This window comes from Chryseobacillus diguaensis, assembly GCF_049220665.1.
Classification (GTDB): domain Bacteria; phylum Bacillota; class Bacilli; order Bacillales; family Bacillaceae; genus Metabacillus_B.
Genome location: NZ_JBMKNV010000018.1, coordinates 40,158 through 59,860, shown reverse-complemented (window position 1 = coordinate 59,860; position 19,703 = coordinate 40,158). Strand labels below are relative to the sequence as shown.

The 19,703-nt window shown below is 42.1% G+C and carries 32 protein-coding genes and 1 rRNA gene; 2 read left to right on the top strand and 31 right to left on the bottom strand.

Annotated features, from left to right (window positions below):
• A 16S ribosomal RNA gene (locus tag ACOT8F_RS19360) occupies positions 1-98 on the bottom strand; the annotation flags it as partial.
• A gap of 237 nt (positions 99-335) precedes the next feature.
• Complete coding sequence (locus ACOT8F_RS19355) at positions 336-515, bottom strand: hypothetical protein (RefSeq protein WP_421653578.1); 180 nt, start codon at positions 513-515, stop codon at positions 336-338.
• 96 nt (positions 516-611) lie between these two features.
• On the opposite strand from ACOT8F_RS19355, the gene pdaB reads away from it, so the two are divergent.
• Positions 612-1,376: a polysaccharide deacetylase family sporulation protein PdaB gene (gene pdaB / locus ACOT8F_RS19350; RefSeq protein ID WP_421653577.1), complete on the top strand. Its 765-nt coding sequence runs from the start codon at positions 612-614 to the stop codon at positions 1,374-1,376.
• Positions 1,377-1,445: 69 nt separating this feature from the next.
• Here pdaB and ACOT8F_RS19345 read toward each other — a convergent pair whose 3' ends face one another.
• Positions 1,446-2,072 carry a KinB-signaling pathway activation protein gene (locus ACOT8F_RS19345; protein ID WP_421653576.1) on the bottom strand — a complete coding sequence of 209 codons (627 nt, stop codon included), beginning with the start codon at positions 2,070-2,072 and terminating at the stop codon, positions 1,446-1,448.
• A gap of 149 nt (positions 2,073-2,221) precedes the next feature.
• Between ACOT8F_RS19345 and gerD the strand changes: the two genes are divergently transcribed.
• Complete coding sequence (gene gerD, locus ACOT8F_RS19340) at positions 2,222-2,884, top strand: spore germination lipoprotein GerD (RefSeq protein WP_421653575.1); 663 nt, start codon at positions 2,222-2,224, stop codon at positions 2,882-2,884.
• 57 nt (positions 2,885-2,941) lie between these two features.
• Here the strand turns inward: gerD and ACOT8F_RS19335 are convergent, their stop codons facing one another.
• From ACOT8F_RS19335 to rplX, 28 genes are all read right to left on the bottom strand, one after another.
• Positions 2,942-3,997: an Mrp/NBP35 family ATP-binding protein gene (locus tag ACOT8F_RS19335; protein WP_421653574.1), complete on the bottom strand. Its 1,056-nt coding sequence runs from the start codon at positions 3,995-3,997 to the stop codon at positions 2,942-2,944.
• A 99-nt stretch (positions 3,998-4,096) separates the two neighbouring features.
• Complete coding sequence (cwlD, locus tag ACOT8F_RS19330) at positions 4,097-4,807, bottom strand: N-acetylmuramoyl-L-alanine amidase CwlD (RefSeq protein WP_421653573.1); 711 nt, start codon at positions 4,805-4,807, stop codon at positions 4,097-4,099.
• Positions 4,808-4,869: 62 nt separating this feature from the next.
• On the bottom strand, positions 4,870-5,313 hold the full coding sequence (locus tag ACOT8F_RS19325) for a DUF2521 family protein (RefSeq protein WP_421653572.1): 444 nt from the start codon (positions 5,311-5,313) through the stop codon (positions 4,870-4,872).
• A gap of 382 nt (positions 5,314-5,695) precedes the next feature.
• Positions 5,696-6,088 carry a 30S ribosomal protein S9 gene (rpsI, locus tag ACOT8F_RS19320; protein WP_421653571.1) on the bottom strand — a complete coding sequence of 131 codons (393 nt, stop codon included), beginning with the start codon at positions 6,086-6,088 and terminating at the stop codon, positions 5,696-5,698.
• Positions 6,089-6,108: 20 nt separating this feature from the next.
• Positions 6,109-6,546 (bottom strand): 50S ribosomal protein L13, encoded by a 438-nt coding sequence (gene rplM / locus ACOT8F_RS19315; protein WP_421653570.1) that lies wholly within the window; start codon positions 6,544-6,546, stop codon positions 6,109-6,111.
• A gap of 165 nt (positions 6,547-6,711) precedes the next feature.
• A complete protein-coding gene (gene truA, locus ACOT8F_RS19310; RefSeq protein WP_421653569.1) occupies positions 6,712-7,452 on the bottom strand; it encodes a tRNA pseudouridine(38-40) synthase TruA in 741 nt (246 codons plus the stop codon).
• 9 nt (positions 7,453-7,461) lie between these two features.
• A complete protein-coding gene (locus tag ACOT8F_RS19305) occupies positions 7,462-8,256 on the bottom strand; it encodes an energy-coupling factor transporter transmembrane component T family protein (protein ID WP_421653568.1) in 795 nt (264 codons plus the stop codon).
• On the bottom strand, positions 8,257-9,126 hold the full coding sequence (locus ACOT8F_RS19300) for an energy-coupling factor ABC transporter ATP-binding protein (protein ID WP_421653567.1): 870 nt from the start codon (positions 9,124-9,126) through the stop codon (positions 8,257-8,259). It abuts the gene before it with no gap.
• Positions 9,102-9,941, bottom strand: coding sequence for an energy-coupling factor ABC transporter ATP-binding protein (locus ACOT8F_RS19295; RefSeq protein WP_421653566.1), 840 nt, complete (start codon positions 9,939-9,941; stop codon positions 9,102-9,104). Before ACOT8F_RS19295 ends, ACOT8F_RS19300 begins: the two co-directional genes overlap by 25 nt.
• A 257-nt stretch (positions 9,942-10,198) precedes the next feature.
• The gene (gene rplQ, locus ACOT8F_RS19290) at positions 10,199-10,561 is read right to left on the bottom strand and encodes a 50S ribosomal protein L17 (protein WP_421653565.1); all 363 of its coding nucleotides are present in this window, start codon (positions 10,559-10,561) and stop codon (positions 10,199-10,201) included.
• Between the two features lie 71 nt (positions 10,562-10,632).
• The gene (locus ACOT8F_RS19285) at positions 10,633-11,577 is read right to left on the bottom strand and encodes a DNA-directed RNA polymerase subunit alpha (protein WP_421653564.1); all 945 of its coding nucleotides are present in this window, start codon (positions 11,575-11,577) and stop codon (positions 10,633-10,635) included.
• A gap of 184 nt (positions 11,578-11,761) precedes the next feature.
• Complete coding sequence (gene rpsK, locus ACOT8F_RS19280) at positions 11,762-12,151, bottom strand: 30S ribosomal protein S11 (RefSeq protein ID WP_231791253.1); 390 nt, start codon at positions 12,149-12,151, stop codon at positions 11,762-11,764.
• A gap of 21 nt (positions 12,152-12,172) precedes the next feature.
• Positions 12,173-12,538 (bottom strand): 30S ribosomal protein S13, encoded by a 366-nt coding sequence (gene rpsM, locus ACOT8F_RS19275; protein WP_421653563.1) that lies wholly within the window; start codon positions 12,536-12,538, stop codon positions 12,173-12,175.
• Between the two features lie 24 nt (positions 12,539-12,562).
• Positions 12,563-12,676, bottom strand: a complete 114-nt coding sequence (rpmJ, locus tag ACOT8F_RS19270) for a 50S ribosomal protein L36 (protein ID WP_000868344.1) — start codon at positions 12,674-12,676, stop codon at positions 12,563-12,565.
• Between the two features lie 34 nt (positions 12,677-12,710).
• The gene (gene infA, locus ACOT8F_RS19265) at positions 12,711-12,929 is read right to left on the bottom strand and encodes a translation initiation factor IF-1 (RefSeq protein ID WP_028390440.1); all 219 of its coding nucleotides are present in this window, start codon (positions 12,927-12,929) and stop codon (positions 12,711-12,713) included.
• A complete protein-coding gene (locus ACOT8F_RS19260) occupies positions 12,907-13,245 on the bottom strand; it encodes an RNA-binding protein (protein ID WP_421653562.1) in 339 nt (112 codons plus the stop codon). Before ACOT8F_RS19260 ends, infA begins: the two co-directional genes overlap by 23 nt.
• Before the next feature lie 16 nt (positions 13,246-13,261).
• Positions 13,262-14,008: a type I methionyl aminopeptidase gene (gene map, locus ACOT8F_RS19255; RefSeq protein WP_421653561.1), complete on the bottom strand. Its 747-nt coding sequence runs from the start codon at positions 14,006-14,008 to the stop codon at positions 13,262-13,264.
• Positions 14,005-14,658, bottom strand: a complete 654-nt coding sequence (locus tag ACOT8F_RS19250; protein ID WP_421653560.1) for an adenylate kinase — start codon at positions 14,656-14,658, stop codon at positions 14,005-14,007. Before ACOT8F_RS19250 ends, map begins: the two co-directional genes overlap by 4 nt.
• Before the next feature lie 56 nt (positions 14,659-14,714).
• On the bottom strand, positions 14,715-16,010 hold the full coding sequence (secY, locus tag ACOT8F_RS19245; protein WP_421653559.1) for a preprotein translocase subunit SecY: 1,296 nt from the start codon (positions 16,008-16,010) through the stop codon (positions 14,715-14,717).
• Positions 16,010-16,450: a 50S ribosomal protein L15 gene (gene rplO, locus ACOT8F_RS19240; protein WP_421653558.1), complete on the bottom strand. Its 441-nt coding sequence runs from the start codon at positions 16,448-16,450 to the stop codon at positions 16,010-16,012. Before rplO ends, secY begins: the two co-directional genes overlap by 1 nt.
• Before the next feature lie 30 nt (positions 16,451-16,480).
• Positions 16,481-16,663: a 50S ribosomal protein L30 gene (gene rpmD / locus ACOT8F_RS19235; RefSeq protein WP_421653557.1), complete on the bottom strand. Its 183-nt coding sequence runs from the start codon at positions 16,661-16,663 to the stop codon at positions 16,481-16,483.
• A gap of 13 nt (positions 16,664-16,676) precedes the next feature.
• Positions 16,677-17,177: a 30S ribosomal protein S5 gene (gene rpsE, locus ACOT8F_RS19230; RefSeq protein WP_421653556.1), complete on the bottom strand. Its 501-nt coding sequence runs from the start codon at positions 17,175-17,177 to the stop codon at positions 16,677-16,679.
• Positions 17,178-17,198: 21 nt separating this feature from the next.
• On the bottom strand, positions 17,199-17,561 hold the full coding sequence (rplR, locus tag ACOT8F_RS19225) for a 50S ribosomal protein L18 (protein ID WP_421653555.1): 363 nt from the start codon (positions 17,559-17,561) through the stop codon (positions 17,199-17,201).
• A gap of 33 nt (positions 17,562-17,594) precedes the next feature.
• Positions 17,595-18,131, bottom strand: coding sequence for a 50S ribosomal protein L6 (gene rplF, locus ACOT8F_RS19220; RefSeq protein ID WP_421653554.1), 537 nt, complete (start codon positions 18,129-18,131; stop codon positions 17,595-17,597).
• A gap of 28 nt (positions 18,132-18,159) precedes the next feature.
• Complete coding sequence (rpsH, locus tag ACOT8F_RS19215; protein ID WP_231791242.1) at positions 18,160-18,558, bottom strand: 30S ribosomal protein S8; 399 nt, start codon at positions 18,556-18,558, stop codon at positions 18,160-18,162.
• A 31-nt stretch (positions 18,559-18,589) separates the two neighbouring features.
• Positions 18,590-18,775, bottom strand: coding sequence for a 30S ribosomal protein S14 (gene rpsN / locus ACOT8F_RS19210; protein WP_421653553.1), 186 nt, complete (start codon positions 18,773-18,775; stop codon positions 18,590-18,592).
• Between the two features lie 21 nt (positions 18,776-18,796).
• Positions 18,797-19,336, bottom strand: coding sequence for a 50S ribosomal protein L5 (rplE, locus tag ACOT8F_RS19205; protein WP_421653552.1), 540 nt, complete (start codon positions 19,334-19,336; stop codon positions 18,797-18,799).
• A 26-nt stretch (positions 19,337-19,362) separates the two neighbouring features.
• Entirely contained in the window at positions 19,363-19,674 is a 312-nt protein-coding gene (gene rplX / locus ACOT8F_RS19200) for a 50S ribosomal protein L24 (protein WP_421653551.1), read from the bottom strand.
• Between the last annotated feature and the right edge of the window lie 29 nt (positions 19,675-19,703).

The following is a 19,703-nucleotide window of genomic DNA, read 5'->3' as shown; positions in this document are numbered from 1 at the left end:
ACCCGTCCGCCGCTGATCTCCGAAGAGATCCGCTCGACTTGCATGTATTAGGCACGCCGCCAGCGTTCGTCCTGAGCCAGGATCAAACTCTCCAATAAAGTGTTTGATTAGCTCTTAAAATAAAACTCGAATTAACGTTGGCATTTCGTTCTGTTTAGTTTTCAAAGATCATCCCGCTCATTTAGCGGCTTAAATAATATATCACGCGTAACACCAGGTGTCAATATCAATTTGTGATATTTTTTTAACAACTCTGTATGTGTCAGCGACGAAAATAAATATACCAAATAACAATATTACCCGTCAATATCTTTTTTAAACTTTTTTATTTTAATTTATTCTCCTACAGTTTTCAAAATGGTTTTCAGTACATTCCTTTTCTCAAGCAAAGCACGTTTACTAATTGCTTTCATTGATTCTCTTTCCAGCAGGGCTTGTATATCTGCTAATTCAGCTTGAGCCATAGCTTCTATTTCTTTAATCTCCGCTGCAGATAAAAGAAGTCCTCTTCTCATCTATCATCAACTGCTTTCTGAATTTGTGTTTTACTCATGTTTGTCCTTTTTAAAGCATAGATTTAAACAAAGCTCATATTAGGCAGGAGGACAGCTATGGACAATTTTCATGTTATTCATATGAAACAAATTAAACAGATCCTTATCGTTGTTATCGCAGCATTTTTTACTGCGGGTATTCTTTATTTTGAAAATGTGCTTCAATTGCCTGTTTTTTCGGCAGCAGGCAGCCCAAAAGCGGTTTATCACGGTGAAGAAAAAGGAAACAAGGTTGCTTTAACCTTCGATATAAGCTGGGGAGATGAAAAAGCTATTCCTATTTTAGATACTTTGAAGAAAAACAATATTAACAATGCCACCTTCTTTTTATCAGGCTCCTGGGCAGAACGTCATCCAAAAATCGTGGAGAGAATTCAAAAGGATGGACACCAAATTGGCAGTATGGGCTATGCCTATAAAAACTATAATTCCTTAAAACCGGAGCAAATCAGCCGCGACTTAATACTTGCCCAAAATGTCTTTCAGCAGTTGAACATTAAAGATGTTACCCTGCTCAGACCTCCAACAGGAAACTTTAATCAAGAAGTTCTGAAAATTGCTGAACGATTCGGACTTACCGTAGTACATTACAGTATTGACACAAAAGACTGGACAAATCCCGGAACGGCGGAAATTATTAAGAGTGTAGAGAATACTGTTAAAGGAGGAGATATCGTTCTTCTTCATGCCTCTGATTCAGCTAAACAAACAGCCAGTGCCCTCCCTTCCATCGTCCATTACCTAAAGAAAAACAACCTTCATAATGTCCGTGTTTCTGATCTGATGGCAAATGCTGATGCTAAATCAGAAGAGGTAAAATAAACTTCCCTATTATTCATCATGCTAAAACTTAATAAATGCGTTTTTTCGAAAACAACAAACGAAGGAGTCCTACAATCGGACTCCTTCATTTGTTGTCATTTTACTTTCGGCATATCTTGGAAGCATGATAAGTTGAAAGGCGTTGCATACAAGCAAGGGAACAAGCATAAAGTAAAGCCAAAACGGCTCATTAATTCGCAATGCGGGGAACCATTCAATAATGGAGACAACAAACATAAAAAAGAGGGCAGGCACAAATGCATCTGCGACTGTATCCTTTTTTTTCGCGTAAGCAATCACGATACTAAAAAGGAAAATTACAGCTGAAAGGATGATATAAGGGTAAATGCTTTCATTTTTCGATGCAAAAAGCTGATAGCGAAAATAAATCAGATCAAAAAGGGCAAAAGCAATAAGGATGATTTGAGCTGTATTCCAAAGCTTAACTGATTTAAATAATCCCAATCCAAACCGGTGAACAGTCAAATAAGCAAAAAATCCCATTTGACTGATTACGCTGAAAATAAAGCCCCATCCTATAAACATCACGAACAGGGAAGCCAATTCCCCTATCTTCAAACCTGAAAGCATTGCTGCATATTTACCCCATTGCAAGCAAAACCCCATAATCACAGCAGTAACGGCTCCAATGACCAGGTTTGTTAAAAAAAAGCGCACCCAATTTCTACTTTTCAAAACGTAACCCCCATCCCGTTTATCTTGTCTCTGATTTTACCAATCCTCCTAGAAAATTGCTATAATCGGGATAATTTTTCAAGCATAAAATTGGCCGCAGGATTCATATTAACAGTAGGTATTTAATTAGAAAGGAGCCATTATCGAATATGAAAAGACGCAGTTTGCTCCTCCTTATGATTGCTCTCATTGCAGGCTCCCTCGGAGGATGCGGCTCAAGCGGTGAGAGCAGCAGCAGCGGACAAATGGATTATGAAAAGACCAAAAAAATGGTCGTGGATATATTAAAAACAGATGATGGAAAAACAGCTATTCAGCAAATCATGTCTGACGAACAAATGAAGCAGCACCTTGTAATGGACCAGAAAGTTGTGAAGGATACCATTCAGCAAACATTAACTTCTGATAAGGGTAAAGAATTTTGGACTAAAACATTTGAAGACCCGAAATTTTCTGAGGCTTTTGCAAAATCCATTCAAACAGAGCACGAAAAAGTTATTAAATCCCTAATGAAAGATCCTGATTATCAGGCAATGATGATTGAAATCCTGCAAAATCCCGAAATGCAAAAGCAAATGGGAACAGCCCTTAAAAGCCAGGAATCAAGAAAAGAAATTCAAAAAGTTGTTCTTGATACCCTTTCAAGCCCATTATTTAAAGCAAGAATACAGGAAGGTCTTTTAAAAGCAGCACAGGAAATGTCCCAGTCCGGTAAACAGCAGCAGGGCCAGGGCGGCGGACAGTCTCAGGGAAGCAGCGGAGGCGGCGGACAGGGCGGCCAAAGCGGAGGCTCCTCCGGCGGCGGACAATAATGTTTTTAAAATACAAAAAAGCGCCAGCCGGCGCTTTTCTTAATTATTACGGGAATTTTATTTCACGGGAACAATTTCGGCAATTTTTTCTGACATTTGCAGATAGATTTTTCCAATAGGATGATCTGCCGTATAGACGGATGGAGAAAAATCTACTTCATCCCAATCCGGCTGCTGAAGCGGAATTTTCCCAAGGATAGGCACATTTAGCTCTTCCGAGAGTTTTTCACCGCCGCCTTGTCCAAATACATATTCTTTTTCGCCTGTCTTTTTGCTTTCAAAGTAGGCCATGTTTTCTACTACACCAATTACTTCATGATCTGTGCGGAGTGCCATTGCTCCAGCTCTAGCCGCGACAAAAGCTGCTGTTGGATGAGGAGTGGAAACAATGATTTCCTTGCATGCCGGAAGCATGGAATGAACATCAAGCGCCACATCGCCTGTGCCTGGAGGTAAATCCAGCAGCAGGTAATCCAAGTCGCCCCACTCTACTTCTTGGAAAAAGTTATTCAGCATTTTGCCAAGCATTGGCCCTCTCCAGATGACCGGAGCATTATCTTCAACAAAAAAGCCCATTGAAATAACTTTTACTCCTAATCGTTCAACAGGGAGAATTTTTTCTCCTCTTAAAGTCGGGCGCTGGCTGATCCCCATCATGTCAGGTACGCTAAAACCGTAAATATCAGCATCAATCAGGCCTACCTTTTTGCCAATTCGGGCAAGCGAAACAGCAAGATTGACTGAAACCGTTGATTTTCCAACTCCCCCTTTGCCTGAAGCAATGGCAATAAAGATTGTTTTGCTGCCCGGAGATAGCAAATTACCTCCTGCTTGCGGCGTTTGCTGGAATTTAGAAATGACTTCTTGAGAAAGCTCGGCAAAACGAATTCCTACAGTAAGAGCTCCCGCTTCTTTCAGCTTCGCTACGACCTCCTGCTGCAATTTCATCTGCTCTCCTGAACCTTTTTTGGCAATGGCAATTTTGACACTCACATGCTGTTTCTCAGGCTTCACTGTTAATTCTTCAATTGCATTTAATTCCTTTAGCGTAGTATGTAAAAATGGTTCATTAATTTGTTCTACAATTTTGCGTAATTCTGATTCCTGCAACATCTGTTTTCCCACCCTTTGCTGAATTCGTTTACAATAGTATAGCATATCATCCAGGAATTCATGGTATAAAACCCTGCAAGTACTGCAGAACCCTCCTGTTTACTCAGGAGGGTCCTTTTTATCTGTATAATATCTCAAAATTCCTTTATAGATGGAGGCAGCCATAGAATCCAGATATTTTTTTCCTTTCAGAAGCTTTTCCTCTTCAGGATTCGACAAAAAGCCTACTTCCACTAGTGCACCTGGTTTGCTGGCATATTTCAGAAGATAAATACCAGGAAGCTGTTTTGCGCCCCGATCGGTGTTTTCAAGGCTCTTTCGGAGTTCATCCTGTATATATAAAGCTACTCGCTTATTTTCCTCGTATTTACCGTAATAAAACGTTTGTGCCCCTCTCCACCTGGCAGAAGGAATCGCATTTAAATGAATGCTAAGGAAAAGATCTGCTGAAGAAGAGTTGATTACTTCAACCCTGTTCCTCAAGTCTTCCGATTTTCTTCTAGCCAAACCCTTTGTACCTATTGATGCAAGGTCTATATCGCTTTCCCTTGTCATGAGGACGAGAGCCCCTTGCTGTTGAAGATAATCCCTTACCCTAAGAGAAAGGTCCAGCGCCACGTTTTTTTCCATTAAAGAGGATCCTACTGCCCCGCCATCAGGTCCTCCGTGTCCAGGGTCAAGATAGATGACTTTTCCTGCTAGCGGAAGGTTCCATGTATTCCATGAATCATCATTAGTGAATTGAAATCTGAATAGTAAAAGGAGCAGAATAAACCCTGCTGCAAATCCAGCCCATTTTAATTTTTTCAAGCTTGTTTCCCCCTAACCGCCCGTCCTTATTTCACTATATGGGACAGGTGGGGGAAATATGATTAATTCAGGCGTAGCTTTCGGCGCTTCTCACCTCTTACAAACCCTTCAGTCCACCACGAATGAAGGAAGTGATCGCTCGCCATATAAATGGATTCATTAGCTAGTGAATACTCTCCCGACTGACCCCAGTCCTGCAGGTATTCATACATTTCATCTAGGAGAGCTCTCATCTCTTTGCTGCACCGCTTATTAACAGCTTCTACAGTTTCACCAAGAGAACCAAATCTGCTGTATGCGGCTCCTAGCAAAAAAGCTTCTACAGCAAAGTCAGCACACCCTTCTTCGATTGATGTCCTATTTAAAATGCCGAACCGAAAGTGATGGCCATAGCTCGCTATGATGCTTTTTCGAATTTCTTTCAGTGAAATTTCCTTCAGCATGGTACGTTCATAATTCAACTGTTTTTCACGGCTCTTATCTCGAAAAGACAGAATGGGATCCAAGCTGCCGCCCCCTTACGCATTGATTTTTTTATCATTCTCCTTTCTAGGTTGAAATATGATTAGAGTGTAAGAGGGCGGCTGTACTTTTTCGGCGGATATGCGCCGTTTTTTGGAGGTGGACTCACTTTTATCAGCGGCTGATAGTTCTAATATATCGGCCTCAATGTTTTTGAAAATTAAAAAGGCTGTTTTCGCAGAGATTGTTGTTTTTCGTATATGCTTTTATCACGCATTTACACTTGCATCGGGGCATCTTTTCCTAAAGTTTTTGCACTGACAATAGTTTCGAGACCTAAATATAGGATCATGAGCAACAAAGTTTAAGAAAAGAGCCATTAAAAAAGACTCCCAAGCAAAAGCTTGAGAGCCTTGAAACGAAAAATTAACGTTTTGAGAACTGAGGTGCACGACGAGCGCCTTTAAGACCGTATTTTTTACGTTCTTTCATACGAGCGTCACGAGTAAGAAGACCAGCTTGTTTCAAAGTTCCGCGGAATTCTGGGTCAGCTTGAAGCAATGCACGGGAGATACCGTGACGGATTGCACCAGCTTGGCCAGCGAAGCCACCGCCATGAACGTTAACAAGAACGTCATAGTTTGTACCAGTTTCTGTAAGTGCCAATGGTTGTTTAATATCTTCGATCAAAGCAGCGAATGGAATGTACTCAGTAATTTCACGATTATTGATAACGATACGGCCTTCACCTGGGATTAGGCGAACACGAGCAACGGAGCTCTTACGACGGCCAGTACCATAATATTGAACCTGTGCCAAATTAATAACCTCCTTTTTAATTATCCGCGAAGTTCGTAAACTTCAGGTTTTTGTGCTTCATGCGGATGCTCTGCACCAGTATATACATGAAGTTTTTTGAACATTTGACGTCCTAGGGAATTCTTTGGAAGCATGCCTTTTACAGCTAGTTCAAGCATTTTTTCAGCGTAGTTTGTACGCATTTCCAAAGCAGTTCTTGTTTTAAGACCGCCAGGGAATTGGCTGTGACGGTAGTAAATTTTGTCAGTCAATTTTTTGCCTGTTAGTTCAATTTTTTCAGCGTTGATGATAATCACGTGGTCTCCAGTATCAACATTTGGTGTGTAAGTTGGTTTGTACTTACCACGTAAGATAGATGCTACTTCACTTGCAAGACGGCCTAGTGTTTTGCCTTCAGCATCTACAACGAGCCATTTACGGTCAATTTCATTAGCTTTCGCCATATACGTTGTACGCATTATTTATCCTCCTAGAATTTTCATGTCCATAAAACATTTATATTATCAAGTTCTATTTCAAAACACGATTAAGACTTTCCGGGGCTTTCTCGTGGGGATGAAATACATACCATATGATATGATATAACGTCTAAACCGCAATGTCAAGGAAATGTTACACCAGGTTTAGTTGTCATAATCCACACGCCATAAATACAATCCATGAGCCGGTGCTGTCTTACCCGATCGGTTTCTGTCTTTAGCTTCCATGATTGCCGGAATAGCTTCAGGCTTTATAACTCCTCTGCCAGCATCAAGCAATGTACCCGTGAGAATTCTTACCATATTGTAAAGAAAACCGCTGCCGGCAAATCGGAATATTAATAAGTCTCCCTCTTCCAGTATTTCAAATTGGTATATGGTGCGGACCCTGTCTTCCACTTCTGTTTTGGCCGAACAAAAGCTCGTGAAGTCATGAGTTCCAGTCAATAGCTTACCTGCTTCTTCCATTGAGCTTATGTTCAGCGTATAAGGATAATGATAAGCTTGGTTCCTTGTAAAAACATTTGGCATTATAGCCCTGTTGATCATATAGCGATACTCTTTTTGCTTCACATCAAAACGCGCATGAAAATCAGCCGGGACTTCTTCTGCTTCTGATAGGACAATATCTTCCGGCAAAAGGGAACAGAGGGCTTTTGGCCATCGCTCCATAGGAATAGATAACTCTGTATCAAAATGAATGATCTGGCCTGCAGCATGTACACCAGCGTCTGTTCTCCCGGAAGCAGTGACTTTAACCGGTTTATTTTTATGAAGAACAGAAAGCGCCTTTTCCACTTCTCCTTGCACTGTGCGTTTCCCAGGCTGAACCTGGTAACCGCTGAAGCCCGTCCCATCGTATGATATCTTGCATTTTAATCTCATGGGATCCCCCTAGCTTCTGAACAGGAAAAGCAGAATGGTTACTATAGCCAGGATGACAAGCATCATGGTATCGATGCCCTTCCACTCTAACAGCCTGTATTTGGTCCTGCCTTCTCCGCCCTGATAACCCCTTGCTTCCATCGCTGTCGCCAATTCTTCAGCCCGTTTAAAGGCACTGATAAAGAGCGGAACAAGGAGTGGAATAATTGATTTAATTCGATCCGTAAGAGGACCTGAAGTAAAGTCAACCCCTCTCGCCATTTGAGCCTTCATAATCTTTTCTGTTTCATCCATAAGGGTTGGAATGAAACGCAAAGAGATCGACATCATTAAAGCCAGTTCGTGCACAGGCAAACGAAGCTTTTTAAAAGGGTTTAAAAGCGTTTCAAGCCCGTCTGTTACTTCAATAGGAGTAGTCGTCAGCGTCAATATCGTTGTAACAAGAATGAGGTAAAAAAAGCGCAGTGAGATGTAAATCCCTTGCCTTACTCCCTCTTCATGGATCGTCAGAAAATGCAAATCAAGCAGCACAGGTCCATCTTTTGTTACAAGGATGTGCAAGAGAAAGGTAAAAAGAACAATCCATATGACCGGTTTAAGCCCATTGAGCAAAAATCGGACAGGCAGCCTTGTCATACCGACTATGATTATGGTAAAGATTCCAAGCAAAGCGTACGTTAGCGTATTGTTTGCGAGGAATACAATGAAAACGTAAAAAAAGATGGTCAGGAGTTTGGCTCTCGGATCCATTCTGTGAATCAGAGATTCGCCAGGAACATACTTTCCAATAATGATACTGTCCATTTACATTTCAGCCCCTTCCATATAAAGACGTTTGACAAGGTCAACCGTCCCTTCTGCTGTTAGAGGCATTTCATGTAATGGAAGGCCGAACTTCTCTGCAAGCATTCGTTGAAATTTAATGGTTTCCGGCAGATCCAATCCAATGGAAGAAAGTGTTTCGCTTTCTGCAAAAACTTCTTCCGGCCGTCCCTTAAGCCGGATCGTCCCTTTTTCCATCACGACAATTTCATCAGCGTATCTTGCAGCATCCTCCATGCTGTGGGTGACAAGGATAGTGGTCATGTTCTGTTCCTTATGCAGTCTATAGAACATATCCATAATTTCTTTTCTGCCATGCGGATCAAGACCTGCAGTTGGTTCATCCAATACGAGGATTTCAGGCTCCATAGCAAGAACACCTGCTATTGCCACCCTGCGCATTTGCCCGCCGCTGAGTTCAAACGGAGAGCGGGTCAGAAGGTGAGCGGGAAGACCAACCTTTTCAATTGCTAAATGCGCCTTTTGAATGGCTTCATCCTCAGAGGAACCAAAATTTTTAGGGCCAAAAGCTATATCCTTTTCAACCGTTTCTTCAAACAGCTGATGTTCAGGAAACTGAAACACTATCCCAACCTTTTTCCTCAAAGACTTCAGGTTTTTTTGCTTTACTCCTGCTTTGATTTCTTTATCTCCGATTGTTATTGACCCTTTTGTCGGCTTCAGCAAACCATTCAGATGCTGAAGGAAAGTGGATTTCCCTGAGCCTGTATGGCCGATAACTGCCGTATAGGAGCCTTCCTCGATGGCAAGATTCACATCATATAAAGCAAGCCTTTCAAAAGGTGAACGAATGTTATAACGATGCTCTAGGTTCTTGATCGTAATGTCCATAATTCATTCACCAATCCTTCTTCCGTAAGATGATTCTTTTGAACAGGCACGCCTGCTTCTCTAAGCATGCGGCTTAATTTGAAGGAAAATGGCAAGTCCAGTCCAATCTTCACGAGGCTTTCTCCCATTGAGAAAATCTCTTCTGGTGTTCCTTCAGCAAATTTACACCCGTTGTTCATGACAATAATCCGATCAGCTTTCGCAGCTTCCTCCAGATCATGAGTAATGGAAATGACTGTGATCATTCCTTTTTCTTTTAAAGCACGTACGGTTTCCATTACTTCTTCTCTTCCGCTTGGATCAAGCATAGAGGTTGCTTCATCTAAAATAATAATCTCAGGCTGCACTGCGATGACTCCCGCAATAGCGACACGCTGCTTTTGGCCTCCTGAGAGATGGTGCGGCTCTTGATCAAGAAAATGATCCATCTGAACTTGCCGGGTTGCCCATTCTACTCTCTTAACCATTTCGTCCCTCGGCACGCCCTGGTTTTCCAAACCAAAAGCCACATCATCCTTAACCGTTGTTCCTACAAATTGGTTATCAGGATTTTGAAAAACCATACCTACTTTTTTACGGATATGCCAGACATTTTCCTCCTGAAGAACCAAGCCGGATACTGTAACTGATCCATGATTCGGAAGAAGCAATCCATTTAGAATTCTCGCCATTGTTGATTTCCCTGATCCATTATGTCCGACAATTGCCAGCCATTCGCCTTTATTAACATTAAAATGAACGTCGTTTAAAGCAGGCTTTTCTTCTTCATTGTAGCTGAAAGATACACCTTCAACCCGAACGATTTCATTCCCCATGCTTAAGCGCCTCCTCTAAAGCCTAATGGCTTCTCTCTGCAATTCTCTTCTAAAAAAAACTTGTCCAACTGGCTTCGGCGGACATATAGATGTCCGCCGTGTACGCAGTTTGGTAATAGGCTCCCTGCAAAGCTCATAGAGATCCTTGCAGATCCGCTTTATAGGCATTAACAAATGCTTTTAATGCCTCTTGTAAAAAAAGGGCAATGAACAAGTTTGATAACTGTCCTGCCCTTTTATTTAACGCAAGTATAGAATTAAACTAATTCGATGATAACCATTGGTGCACCATCGCCGCGACGAGGTCCAAGCTTCATTATACGAGTATAACCGCCTTGACGCTCTTGGTAACGAGTTGAGATGTCAGCAAAAAGTTTTTGCAATGCATCTTCGTTTCCTTCTTCATTAGCTACTTCGTTACGAATGTAAGCTGCTGCCTGACGGCGTGCATGAAGATCTCCACGTTTACCCAAAGTAATCATTTTCTCAACAGTAGAACGCAGTTCTTTAGCACGTGCCTCAGTAGTTTCAATACGTTCGCTGATGATTAAATCAGTAGTCAAATCGCGAAGCATAGCTTTACGCTGAGCACTAGTACGACCTAATTTTCTGTATGACATGTGATGTCCCCTCCTTCGTTGAATATATAGAAACGCACGAAAATACTAGTTAACTTTTTAACTAGTCATCTTCAGTCATCTTTACGAAGACCTAAGCCAAGTTCTTCAAGTTTCGCTTTAACTTCTTCAAGAGATTTGCGACCCAGATTACGAACTTTCATCATGTCTTCCTCAGTCTTGTTCGCAAGCTCTTGAACTGTGTTGATCCCGGCACGTTTTAAACAGTTATAAGAACGTACAGATAGATCAAGCTCTTCAATTGTCATCTCTAGAACTTTTTCTTTTTGATCTTCTTCTTTTTCGACCATGATTTCAGCATTTTGTGCTTCATCAGTAAGGCCTACAAAGATGTTAAGATGCTCGGTTAAAATTTTGGCACCAAGAGCAACCGACTCCTGAGGGCCATTGCTTCCGTCAGTCCAAACATCCAAAGTCAGCTTATCGTAGTTTGCAACCTGGCCTACCCTGGTCTTTTCAACCTGATAGGATACACGTGCAACCGGAGTATATATGGAGTCAATCGGAATAACGCCAATTGGCTGATCTTCACGTTTGTTTGCATCTGCAGGAGTATATCCGCGTCCGCGTCTTGCTGTCAATCTCATTCTGAAATGCGCATCTTTTGAAAGAGTCGCAATATGAAGATCAGGATTCAAAATATCGATATCACTATCATGAGTAATATCAGCAGCAGTAATTGTACCGTCACCCTGAACATCGATTTCCAATGTTTTTTCTTCTTCTGAATAGATTTTGAGAGCAAGTTTTTTGATGTTTAGAATGATCGTTGTAACATCTTCCACAACGCCTTCTACAGTAGAAAACTCATGCAGTACTCCATCCATCTGGATTGATGTTACAGCGGCACCAGGAAGTGAGGATAAAAGGATACGACGTAAGGAGTTACCCAAAGTAGTACCATATCCGCGCTCGAGTGGTTCGACGACGAATTTGCCATATTTGGCATCATCGCTGATTTCAACCGTTTCGATTTTTGGTTTTTCAATCTCTATCATTCAATAAAACCCTCCTTCAAAACGTCGAAACCCCGGCTAGACAACTCCAAATCTATGGGTCTAACCGAAATTCCCCATTATAATGTCCCGAATGTGCATAACAATAGAAGTTAAAAGTTTGCTCTATTTAATATACTGTATCATAACCCATTATAGACAGGGATACAAAATCTATACAGAAATATTACACACGACGGCGTTTTGGCGGACGGCAGCCATTATGAGGAACTGGAGTTACGTCTCTGATAGCTGTAACCTCAAGACCAGCAGCTTGAAGAGCACGAATCGCAGCTTCACGGCCTGAACCAGGTCCTTTAACAGTAACCTCAAGGGTTTTCATACCATGCTCTATGGATGTTTTAGCAGCTGTTTCTGCAGCCATTTGCGCAGCGAAAGGAGTAGATTTACGAGAACCTCTGAATCCTAGCGCACCAGCACTTGACCAAGAAAGAGCATTACCATGGGAGTCAGTAATTGTTACGATCGTGTTGTTGAAAGTTGAACGGATATGCGCGATACCAGTTTCAATATTCTTTTTTACACGGCGTTTACGAGTGTTTGTTTTACGTGCCATTGATGATTAACCTCCTTTACCTTATTTCTTTTTGTTCGCAACAGTACGGCGAGGGCCTTTACGAGTACGAGCATTGTTTTTAGTGTTTTGTCCACGAACAGGTAAGCCGCGGCGATGACGAAGGCCACGGAAGCTTCCGATTTCAATCAGGCGTTTGATGTTAAGGGATACTTCACGGCGAAGGTCACCTTCAACTTTCAGCTTGTCGATGAGATCACGGATCTTTCCAAGTTCTTCTTCAGTTAAGTCACGTACACGAGTATCTTCAGAAACTCCAGCTTCAGCTAGAACTTTCTGAGCAGTTGTACGGCCGATTCCGAAAATATATGTCAAAGAAATAACAACGCGTTTTTCGCGGGGAATATCTACACCAGCAATACGAGCCATATTATAGCTGCACCTCCTTCTTAATTATCCTTGTTTTTGTTTATGCTTCGGATTCTCACAAATAACCATGACTTTTCCTCGTCTGCGGATAACTTTGCATTTTTCGCAGATCGGTTTCACGGATGGTCTAACCTTCATGATTTTTCCAACCTCCTTAGTCGTTCGGAGTGTCTTATTTGAATCGGTACGTAATTCTGCCACGGGTTAAGTCATATGGAGATAATTCAACCGTAACCTTGTCTCCAGGTAAAATGCGAATGAAGTGCATCCGAATTTTGCCGGATACATGTGCCAAAACAGTATGACCGTTTTCAAGTTCCACTTTGAACATTGCATTTGGCAGAGTCTCTTGGACCGTGCCTTCCACTTCAATTACATCGTCTTTCGCCATTCAATTGTTCTCCCTTCTTCAAATCAGCAACTTGTTCATTGACAAACTTTGCAAGTGCATAGCGCAGTTTTCCATTTGTCACACGACCAGTTTCAGCTAAACTGCTCTGAACTTCCGGAGATAAGCAATCAAAGAACTCTAAATGGTTGACGTTCTTCTTCTTGGGAGATTGAAATGTGCGCTTCTCTCCATCTGCCACAAGTACGAATGGATGATCAAGGATTAAGATCACAATGGCATACTGCCCTGTATTTTTTCCTTTCGATTCCCGGACAAACTGCCCGATCGAAGGAGTCCCTGCATCAATTTCGTTCAAGCATTTCCACCTTCACTTATGCTTTGGTCAGGATCTCAAAGCCCGTTTCAGTTATAGCAATCGTATGCTCATAGTGAGCACACATTTTCCCATCAACTGTTACAACCGTCCAGTTATCAGACAATGTTTTTACATAACGACTGCCTGCGTTCACCATCGGTTCAATAGCTAGCACCATGCCCGGTTTCAGGCGCGGTCCTTTGCCTGGAGGCCCGTAATGCGGAATCTGGGGATCTTCGTGAAGCTCCTGCCCGACTCCGTGTCCGACATACTCCCTTACGATGGAAAAACCATTACCTTCTGCATACGTTTGTATGGCATGAGAAATGTTAGACAGCCTTTCGCCCGGTTTTGCTTCTTCAAGCCCTTTATATAAAGACTCTTCTGTGACCTTCAGCAGCTTTTCTGTTTCCTCGGAAACGGTTCCGACTGCATAAGTCCATGCGGAGTCACCATGATAGCCGTTGTATTTAGCACCGATATCAATGCTAATGACATCCCCTTCATGCAGCACCCGGTCACCGGGTATTCCATGAACGAGTTCCTCATTTACAGAAGCACAGATGCTTCCGCGAAATCCATTATACCCTTTAAATGATGGGATTGCATCATTTTGACGTATAAACTTTTCGGCAATTGCATCCAATTCTTTGGTAGTAATACCAGGTAGTACATGTTTCATTAGCTCCTGGTGCGTTAAAGCAACGATTCGTCCTGCTTTCCGCATAATTTCGATCTCACGCGGCGTTTTGCAGATAATCATTGAACTTTGCCTCCAAGCAGCCCTTTAATATCTTCGAACACCTGGCCAATATCCTGCTGGCCATTGATGTTTCTCAAATATCCTTTTTCTTCGTAGAAATCGAGCAGCGGTTTTGTCTGTTTAAGGTTTACTTCCAAACGTTTCCCTACTGTTTCCTCGTTGTCATCTTCGCGCTGATAAAGCTCTCCTCCGCATTTATCACACACGCCTTCTTTCGCAGGCGGGTTGAACACTAGATGATAGGTAGCACCGCAATTTTTGCAAATTCGGCGCCCAGTCAGGCGTTCCAACAGAATATCCTGATCAACTTTGATGTTGATAACATAGTCGATTCTCCGGTTCATGTCAGCAAGTATGCCTTCAAGCGCTTCTGCTTGGGCTACTGTACGCGGGAAACCATCTAAAAGGAACCCTTTTTCACAATCATTCTTGCCCAATCTTTCGCGGACAATACCAATCGTGACTTCATCAGGTACCAGTTCCCCTTTATCCATGAAGGATTTTGCTTCTAGCCCGAGATCAGTTTCTTCTTTAATGGCAGCTCGGAACATATCCCCTGTTGAGATGTGAGGGACCTTGTATTCTTCTACTAATCGCTCCGCCTGAGTACCTTTTCCGGCACCTGGCAAACCCATTAAAACTAGATTCATTCCAAAATTCCCCCTGAGTCTCTATTAGAGGGAATGGGAATCAGCTTCCCATAACCTCACTGTTTGATAAATCCTTTATAATGACGTTTCACAAGCTGACTCTCGAGCTGTTTCATTGTTTCAAGTGCGACACCTATGATGATCAATAAGCTTGTTCCGCCAATCTGCGTTTGTTGAGGCAGACCAGCAATCTGAATAAAGAACACAGGAAGTACTGCAATAACTGCCAAGAAGATTGATCCAACAAACGTTAAGCGATATAGAACTTTTGTGACATACTCTTGAGTGCTTTTTCCGGGACGAATTCCTGGTATATAGCCGCCCTGCTTTTTCAGATTATCTGCCATTTGTTCCGGGTTAACCTGAACAAATGCATAAAAATAAGTAAAAGCAACGATCAGAACTACATACAAGGCCATTCCAAACGGTCTTGTGTAAGTGAAATTGTACTTGATCCAATCTGTAACATCATTGGTTCCGAAGAACGATGCAATCGTAGGCGGTGCAATGATAAAGGAAACTGCAAAAATTACAGGAATTACACCAGCCGGGTTAACCTTCAAAGGAAGATGTGTTGACTGGCCTCCAACAGGTCCAGTGCCTGATACACGTTTAGCATATTGAATCGGAATTTTGCGAAGTGCCTGCTGAATGTAGATAACTCCTACAATGACAGCAAGAATCGCTACCGCAAGAAGAACCATTGTTACTATTTTAATAAATAGCTGGCTTCCGGCGTTTTGGAATTCCGTTGAATAAATCTGTCCAAGTGTATGCGGTATACCGGAAACAATTCCAGCAAAGATAATGACGGAAATACCATTCCCGACCCCTTTAGCTGTAATTTGTTCACCGAGCCACATTAAGAAAGCAGTACCTGCAGTCAATACAAGAGCAATCATCAGGTAAGTAGTCCAGCTAGGGTTTGAGATCAGCATCCCTCTGGACATATTGTTAAACCCGATGGACATGCCAATTGCCTGGATGAAACCCAGGATGATTGTAAAGTATCTTGTAAACTGAGCAAGTTTGCGTCTTCCAACTTCACCTTGCTTCGACCATTCAGTAAATTTTGGAATGACATCCATTTGCAAAAGCTGCACAATGATGGATGCCGTAATATACGGCATAATCCCCATTGCCAGAATTGAGAAACGGTATAAGCTTCCGCCCCCAAATGTATTAAGAACACTAAAAGCATTAGTTGGATCCTGTGCTGTTAACACCTTCGCGTTAACAAAAGGCACTGGAATGAATGAACCAATCCGAAAAACAATAAGCATTAAAAGGGTGAATATGATTTTGTTTCGTATATCACCCACGCGCAAAAAATTGGAGATTGTTTTAAACATTAAATCACCTCAGCTGTACCGCCAGCAGCCTCAATTGCTTCTTTCGCAGAAGAGGAGAATTTGTTTGCTTTGATTGTAAGCTTTTTCTCTAAAGATCCAGTACCAAGGATTTTTACTCCAGCTTTCAAGTTGCTGACAACGCCAGTTTCAAGAAGCAATTCAGGAGTAACTTCAGTACCTTCTTCAAAGCGGTTAAGTCTTTCAAGATTCACAACAGCGTATTCTTTACGGTTGATGTTCGTAAATCCGCGTTTCGGCAAACGTCTGAACAAAGGTGTTTGACCACCCTCGAATCCAGGACGAACTCCACCGCCAGAACGAGCGTTTTGACCTTTATGACCTTTACCAGCTGTTTTACCGTTACCTGAACCGATACCGCGACCAACACGGTTACGTTCTTTACGGGATCCTTCTGCAGGTTTCAATTCATGAAGTTTCATAGGGACACCTCCTTAATTTTAAAGCGTTTCTTATTGTTCAGTTACAGTAACTAAATGGCTAACTTTGTTGATCATACCGCGGATAGCAGCGTTATCTTCATGCACTACAGTTTGGTGCATTTTTTTTAGTCCCAGTGTTTTAACTGTTACACGCTGGTCTTCCGGACGACCGATTACACTGCGAGTGAGGGTGATCGCTAATTTGTTTGACATTATCTTTCCCTCCTTATCCTAACAGTTCTTCGACAGATTTTCCACGAAGCTTTGCAACATCTTCAGCACGCTTCAGGCGAGATAGGCCTTGAAGAGTAGCCCGAATCATGTTGATTGGTGTGTTGGATCCTAGAGATTTTGAAAGGATGTCACCAACGCCTGCAAGTTCAAGAACCGCACGGACAGGTCCGCCAGCGATAACTCCTGTACCTTCAGAAGCAGGTTTCAATAGGATATTTCCAGCACCAAATTGTCCGATGACTTCGTGTGGAATAGTAGTACCAACCATTGGCACTGCAATAAGATTTTTCTTAGCATCTTCGATGGCTTTGCGGATTGCTTCCGGAACCTCTTGGGCTTTACCGGTACCAAAACCGACGTTACCATTTTTGTCGCCAACTACAACAAGAGCAGCGAAGCGGAAACGGCGTCCACCTTTTACAACTTTAGCTACACGGTTAACGGTAACTACGCGTTCTTCAAGTTCTAGTTTGTTTGAGTCAATACGACGCATTCTGTGTGTCCCTCCTTTTTATTAAAATTCAAGTCCAGCTTCGCGGGCAGCGTCAGCAAGAGCTTTAATACGACCATGGTATAGATATCCACCGCGATCAAATACGATAGATTTATGACCTTTTTCAATCGCACGCTGTGCAACCAATTCGCCGACTTTTTGGGCTGCTTCAGTGTTAGCAGTAGATTCAAGATTAAGATCTTTTTCTATAGTAGAAGCGCTAACGACTGTTACACCGTTTGTATCGTCGATCAATTGTGCATAGATGTGCTTGTTGGAGCGGAACACGTTCAAACGTGGTCTCTCAGCAGTTCCAAAAAGTTTCGCACGAACACGTGCATGTCTTCTTTTACGGACTGAATTTTTACTTGGTTTCGTAATCATCTACGTCACTCCTTTCTTAACCTTTAAGCCGCATTACTTAGCAGTTTTACCTTCTTTACGACGAACCATTTCGCCTTCGTAACGGATCCCTTTGCCTTTGTAAGGCTCTGGCGGACGAGTAGCACGGATGTTGGAAGCAATTGCACCAACGCGTTCTTTATCAGTACCTTTAACAATAACTTTTGTTTGAGAAGGTACTTCAATTTCGATACCTTGTTCAGGTGTGATCTCAACTGGGTGAGAGTAACCAACATTAAGAACAAGTTTGTTTCCGGATTTAGTAGCACGGTAACCGACACCGACTAGTTCCAATCCTCTTTCGAAGCCTTTGGATACACCTTCAACCATGTTCCCAAGAAGGCTGCGTGTTGTACCGTGAAGAGCACGGTGCACTTTCTGATCAGAAGGACGTGTTACAAAAAGTACGTTGTCTTCTACAGAAATGTTGATATCTGGATGAAATGTACGAGTCAATTCACCTTTGGGACCTTTAACTGTAACAGTGTTATCGTTCATTGTAACTGTTACACCAGATGGAATCTCAAGTGGTTTTTTACCTACACGAGACATACTTTACACCTCCATTCTTTTTAACTTATTACCAAACGTATGCTAATACTTCTCCGCCAGCCTGTTTAGCACGGGCTTCTTTGTCAGTTAAGACACCTTGAGAAGTTGAAATGATTGCAATACCTAAGCCGTTAAGTACGCGAGGTACTTCAGTTGCTTTAGCATAAACACGAAGACCAGGCTTACTGATACGTTTTAAACCAGTAATTACACGTTCGTTGTTAGAACCATATTTAAGGAAAATACGGATTACACCTTGTTTGTTGTCTTCCACGTATTCTACGTCACGTACAAAACCTTCACGCTTAAGAATTTCAGCGATCTCTTTTTTGATTTTAGAAGCAGGAACCTCTAATTTATCATGACGTACCATATTCGCATTACGGATGCGAGTAAGCAAATCAGCAATTGGATCTGTCATTACCATAGTAAAATAACCTCCTTCCCATTATGGGGTATTACCAGCTAGCTTTTTTAACGCCAGGAATCTGACCTTTATGTGCAAGTTCACGGAAACAAATACGGCAAAGCTTAAATTTCCGAATAACGGAATGTGGACGTCCACAGCGTTCGCAACGAGTGTACTCCTGGACTTTAAACTTTTGAGTGCGTTTTTGTTTCGCAATCATGGATTTTTTTGCCACGTTTTCGCCTCCCTTTGACGATTATTTTTGGAACGGCATTCCGAACTGAGTAAGTAATTCACGAGCTTCTTCGTCAGTGTTAGCAGTTGTAACAATAACGATGTCCATTCCGCGAACCTTGGTTACTTTATCGTAATCAATTTCAGGGAAGATCAATTGTTCTTTAACACCAAGAGTGTAGTTACCGCGGCCATCAAAGGATTTTTTAGAAATTCCTCGGAAGTCACGTACACGAGGTAAAGAAACAGAAACTAGTTTGTCTAGGAATTCATACATGCGCTCTCCGCGAAGAGTTACTTTCGCTCCGATCGGCATGCCTTCACGTAAACGGAAACCAGCGATTGATTTTTTAGCACGAGTGATTACCGGTTTTTGACCAGCAATAGAAGTTAGTTCTTCAACTGCGCTGTCAAGAGATTTTGAGTTAGATACTGCATCACCAACACCCATGTTGATAACGATCTTCTCAAGTTTAGGTACTTGCATTACTGATTTATAGCTGAACTTGCTCATTAATGCAGGTGTCATTTCTTTTGTATACTTTTCTTTAAGGCGGTTCATTATAGGAGACCTCCCTTCCTTAGTTACTATTTATCTAAAGATTCACCAGATTTTTTTGCTACACGTACTTTCTTGCCGTCTTCAACCTTGTAACCAACACGAGTTGGCTCACCAGATTTTGGATCGATAAGCATGACGTTTGATACATGGACCGGCGCCTCTTGGTTAAGAATACCACCTTGAGGATTTTCTTGAGTTGGTTTCGCGTGCTTTTTAACGATGTTGATTCCTTCAACTAGCACACGCTCTTTTTTCGGATAAGCTTCAAGAACAGTACCTTGCTTGCCTTTATCCTTACCAGAGATAACCATAACTTTATCACCTTTTTTTACATGCATCCTATTCGCACCTCCTTGTAAGGCATTGA

Coding starts and splice junctions, on each gene's coding strand:
- ACOT8F_RS19355 (WP_421653578.1), bottom strand. CDS start 515: ATGAGAAGAGGACTTCTTTTATCTGCAGCGGAGATTAAAGAAATAGAA.
- pdaB (WP_421653577.1), top strand. CDS start 612: ATGGACAATTTTCATGTTATTCATATGAAACAAATTAAACAGATCCTT.
- gerD (WP_421653575.1), top strand. CDS start 2,222: ATGAAAAGACGCAGTTTGCTCCTCCTTATGATTGCTCTCATTGCAGGC.
- ACOT8F_RS19335 (WP_421653574.1), bottom strand. CDS start 3,997: ATGTTGCAGGAATCAGAATTACGCAAAATTGTAGAACAAATTAATGAA.
- rplM (WP_421653570.1), bottom strand. CDS start 6,546: ATGCGTACAACGTATATGGCGAAAGCTAATGAAATTGACCGTAAATGG.
- truA (WP_421653569.1), bottom strand. CDS start 7,452: ATGAGATTAAAATGCAAGATATCATACGATGGGACGGGCTTCAGCGGT.
- ACOT8F_RS19305 (WP_421653568.1), bottom strand. CDS start 8,256: ATGGACAGTATCATTATTGGAAAGTATGTTCCTGGCGAATCTCTGATT.
- ACOT8F_RS19300 (WP_421653567.1), bottom strand. CDS start 9,126: ATGGACATTACGATCAAGAACCTAGAGCATCGTTATAACATTCGTTCA.
- ACOT8F_RS19295 (WP_421653566.1), bottom strand. CDS start 9,941: ATGGGGAATGAAATCGTTCGGGTTGAAGGTGTATCTTTCAGCTACAAT.
- rplQ (WP_421653565.1), bottom strand. CDS start 10,561: ATGTCATACAGAAAATTAGGTCGTACTAGTGCTCAGCGTAAAGCTATG.
- ACOT8F_RS19285 (WP_421653564.1), bottom strand. CDS start 11,577: ATGATAGAGATTGAAAAACCAAAAATCGAAACGGTTGAAATCAGCGAT.
- rpsK (WP_231791253.1), bottom strand. CDS start 12,151: ATGGCACGTAAAACAAACACTCGTAAACGCCGTGTAAAAAAGAATATT.
- rpsM (WP_421653563.1), bottom strand. CDS start 12,538: ATGGCTCGTATTGCTGGTGTAGATATTCCCCGCGAAAAACGCGTTGTT.
- rpmJ (WP_000868344.1), bottom strand. CDS start 12,676: ATGAAGGTTAGACCATCCGTGAAACCGATCTGCGAAAAATGCAAAGTT.
- infA (WP_028390440.1), bottom strand. CDS start 12,929: ATGGCGAAAGACGATGTAATTGAAGTGGAAGGCACGGTCCAAGAGACT.
- map (WP_421653561.1), bottom strand. CDS start 14,008: ATGATTATCTGCAAAACGCCGCGTGAGATCGAAATTATGCGGAAAGCA.
- ACOT8F_RS19250 (WP_421653560.1), bottom strand. CDS start 14,658: ATGAATCTAGTTTTAATGGGTTTGCCAGGTGCCGGAAAAGGTACTCAG.
- secY (WP_421653559.1), bottom strand. CDS start 16,010: ATGTTTAAAACAATCTCCAATTTTTTGCGCGTGGGTGATATACGAAAC.
- rplO (WP_421653558.1), bottom strand. CDS start 16,450: ATGAAACTTCATGAATTGAAACCTGCAGAAGGATCCCGTAAAGAACGT.
- rpmD (WP_421653557.1), bottom strand. CDS start 16,663: ATGTCAAACAAATTAGCGATCACCCTCACTCGCAGTGTAATCGGTCGT.
- rpsE (WP_421653556.1), bottom strand. CDS start 17,177: ATGCGTCGTATTGACTCAAACAAACTAGAACTTGAAGAACGCGTAGTT.
- rplR (WP_421653555.1), bottom strand. CDS start 17,561: ATGATTACGAAACCAAGTAAAAATTCAGTCCGTAAAAGAAGACATGCA.
- rplF (WP_421653554.1), bottom strand. CDS start 18,131: ATGTCTCGTGTAGGTAAAAAACCACTTGAGATTCCATCTGGTGTAACA.
- rpsH (WP_231791242.1), bottom strand. CDS start 18,558: ATGGTAATGACAGATCCAATTGCTGATTTGCTTACTCGCATCCGTAAT.
- rplE (WP_421653552.1), bottom strand. CDS start 19,336: ATGAACCGCCTTAAAGAAAAGTATACAAAAGAAATGACACCTGCATTA.
- rplX (WP_421653551.1), bottom strand. CDS start 19,674: ATGCATGTAAAAAAAGGTGATAAAGTTATGGTTATCTCTGGTAAGGAT.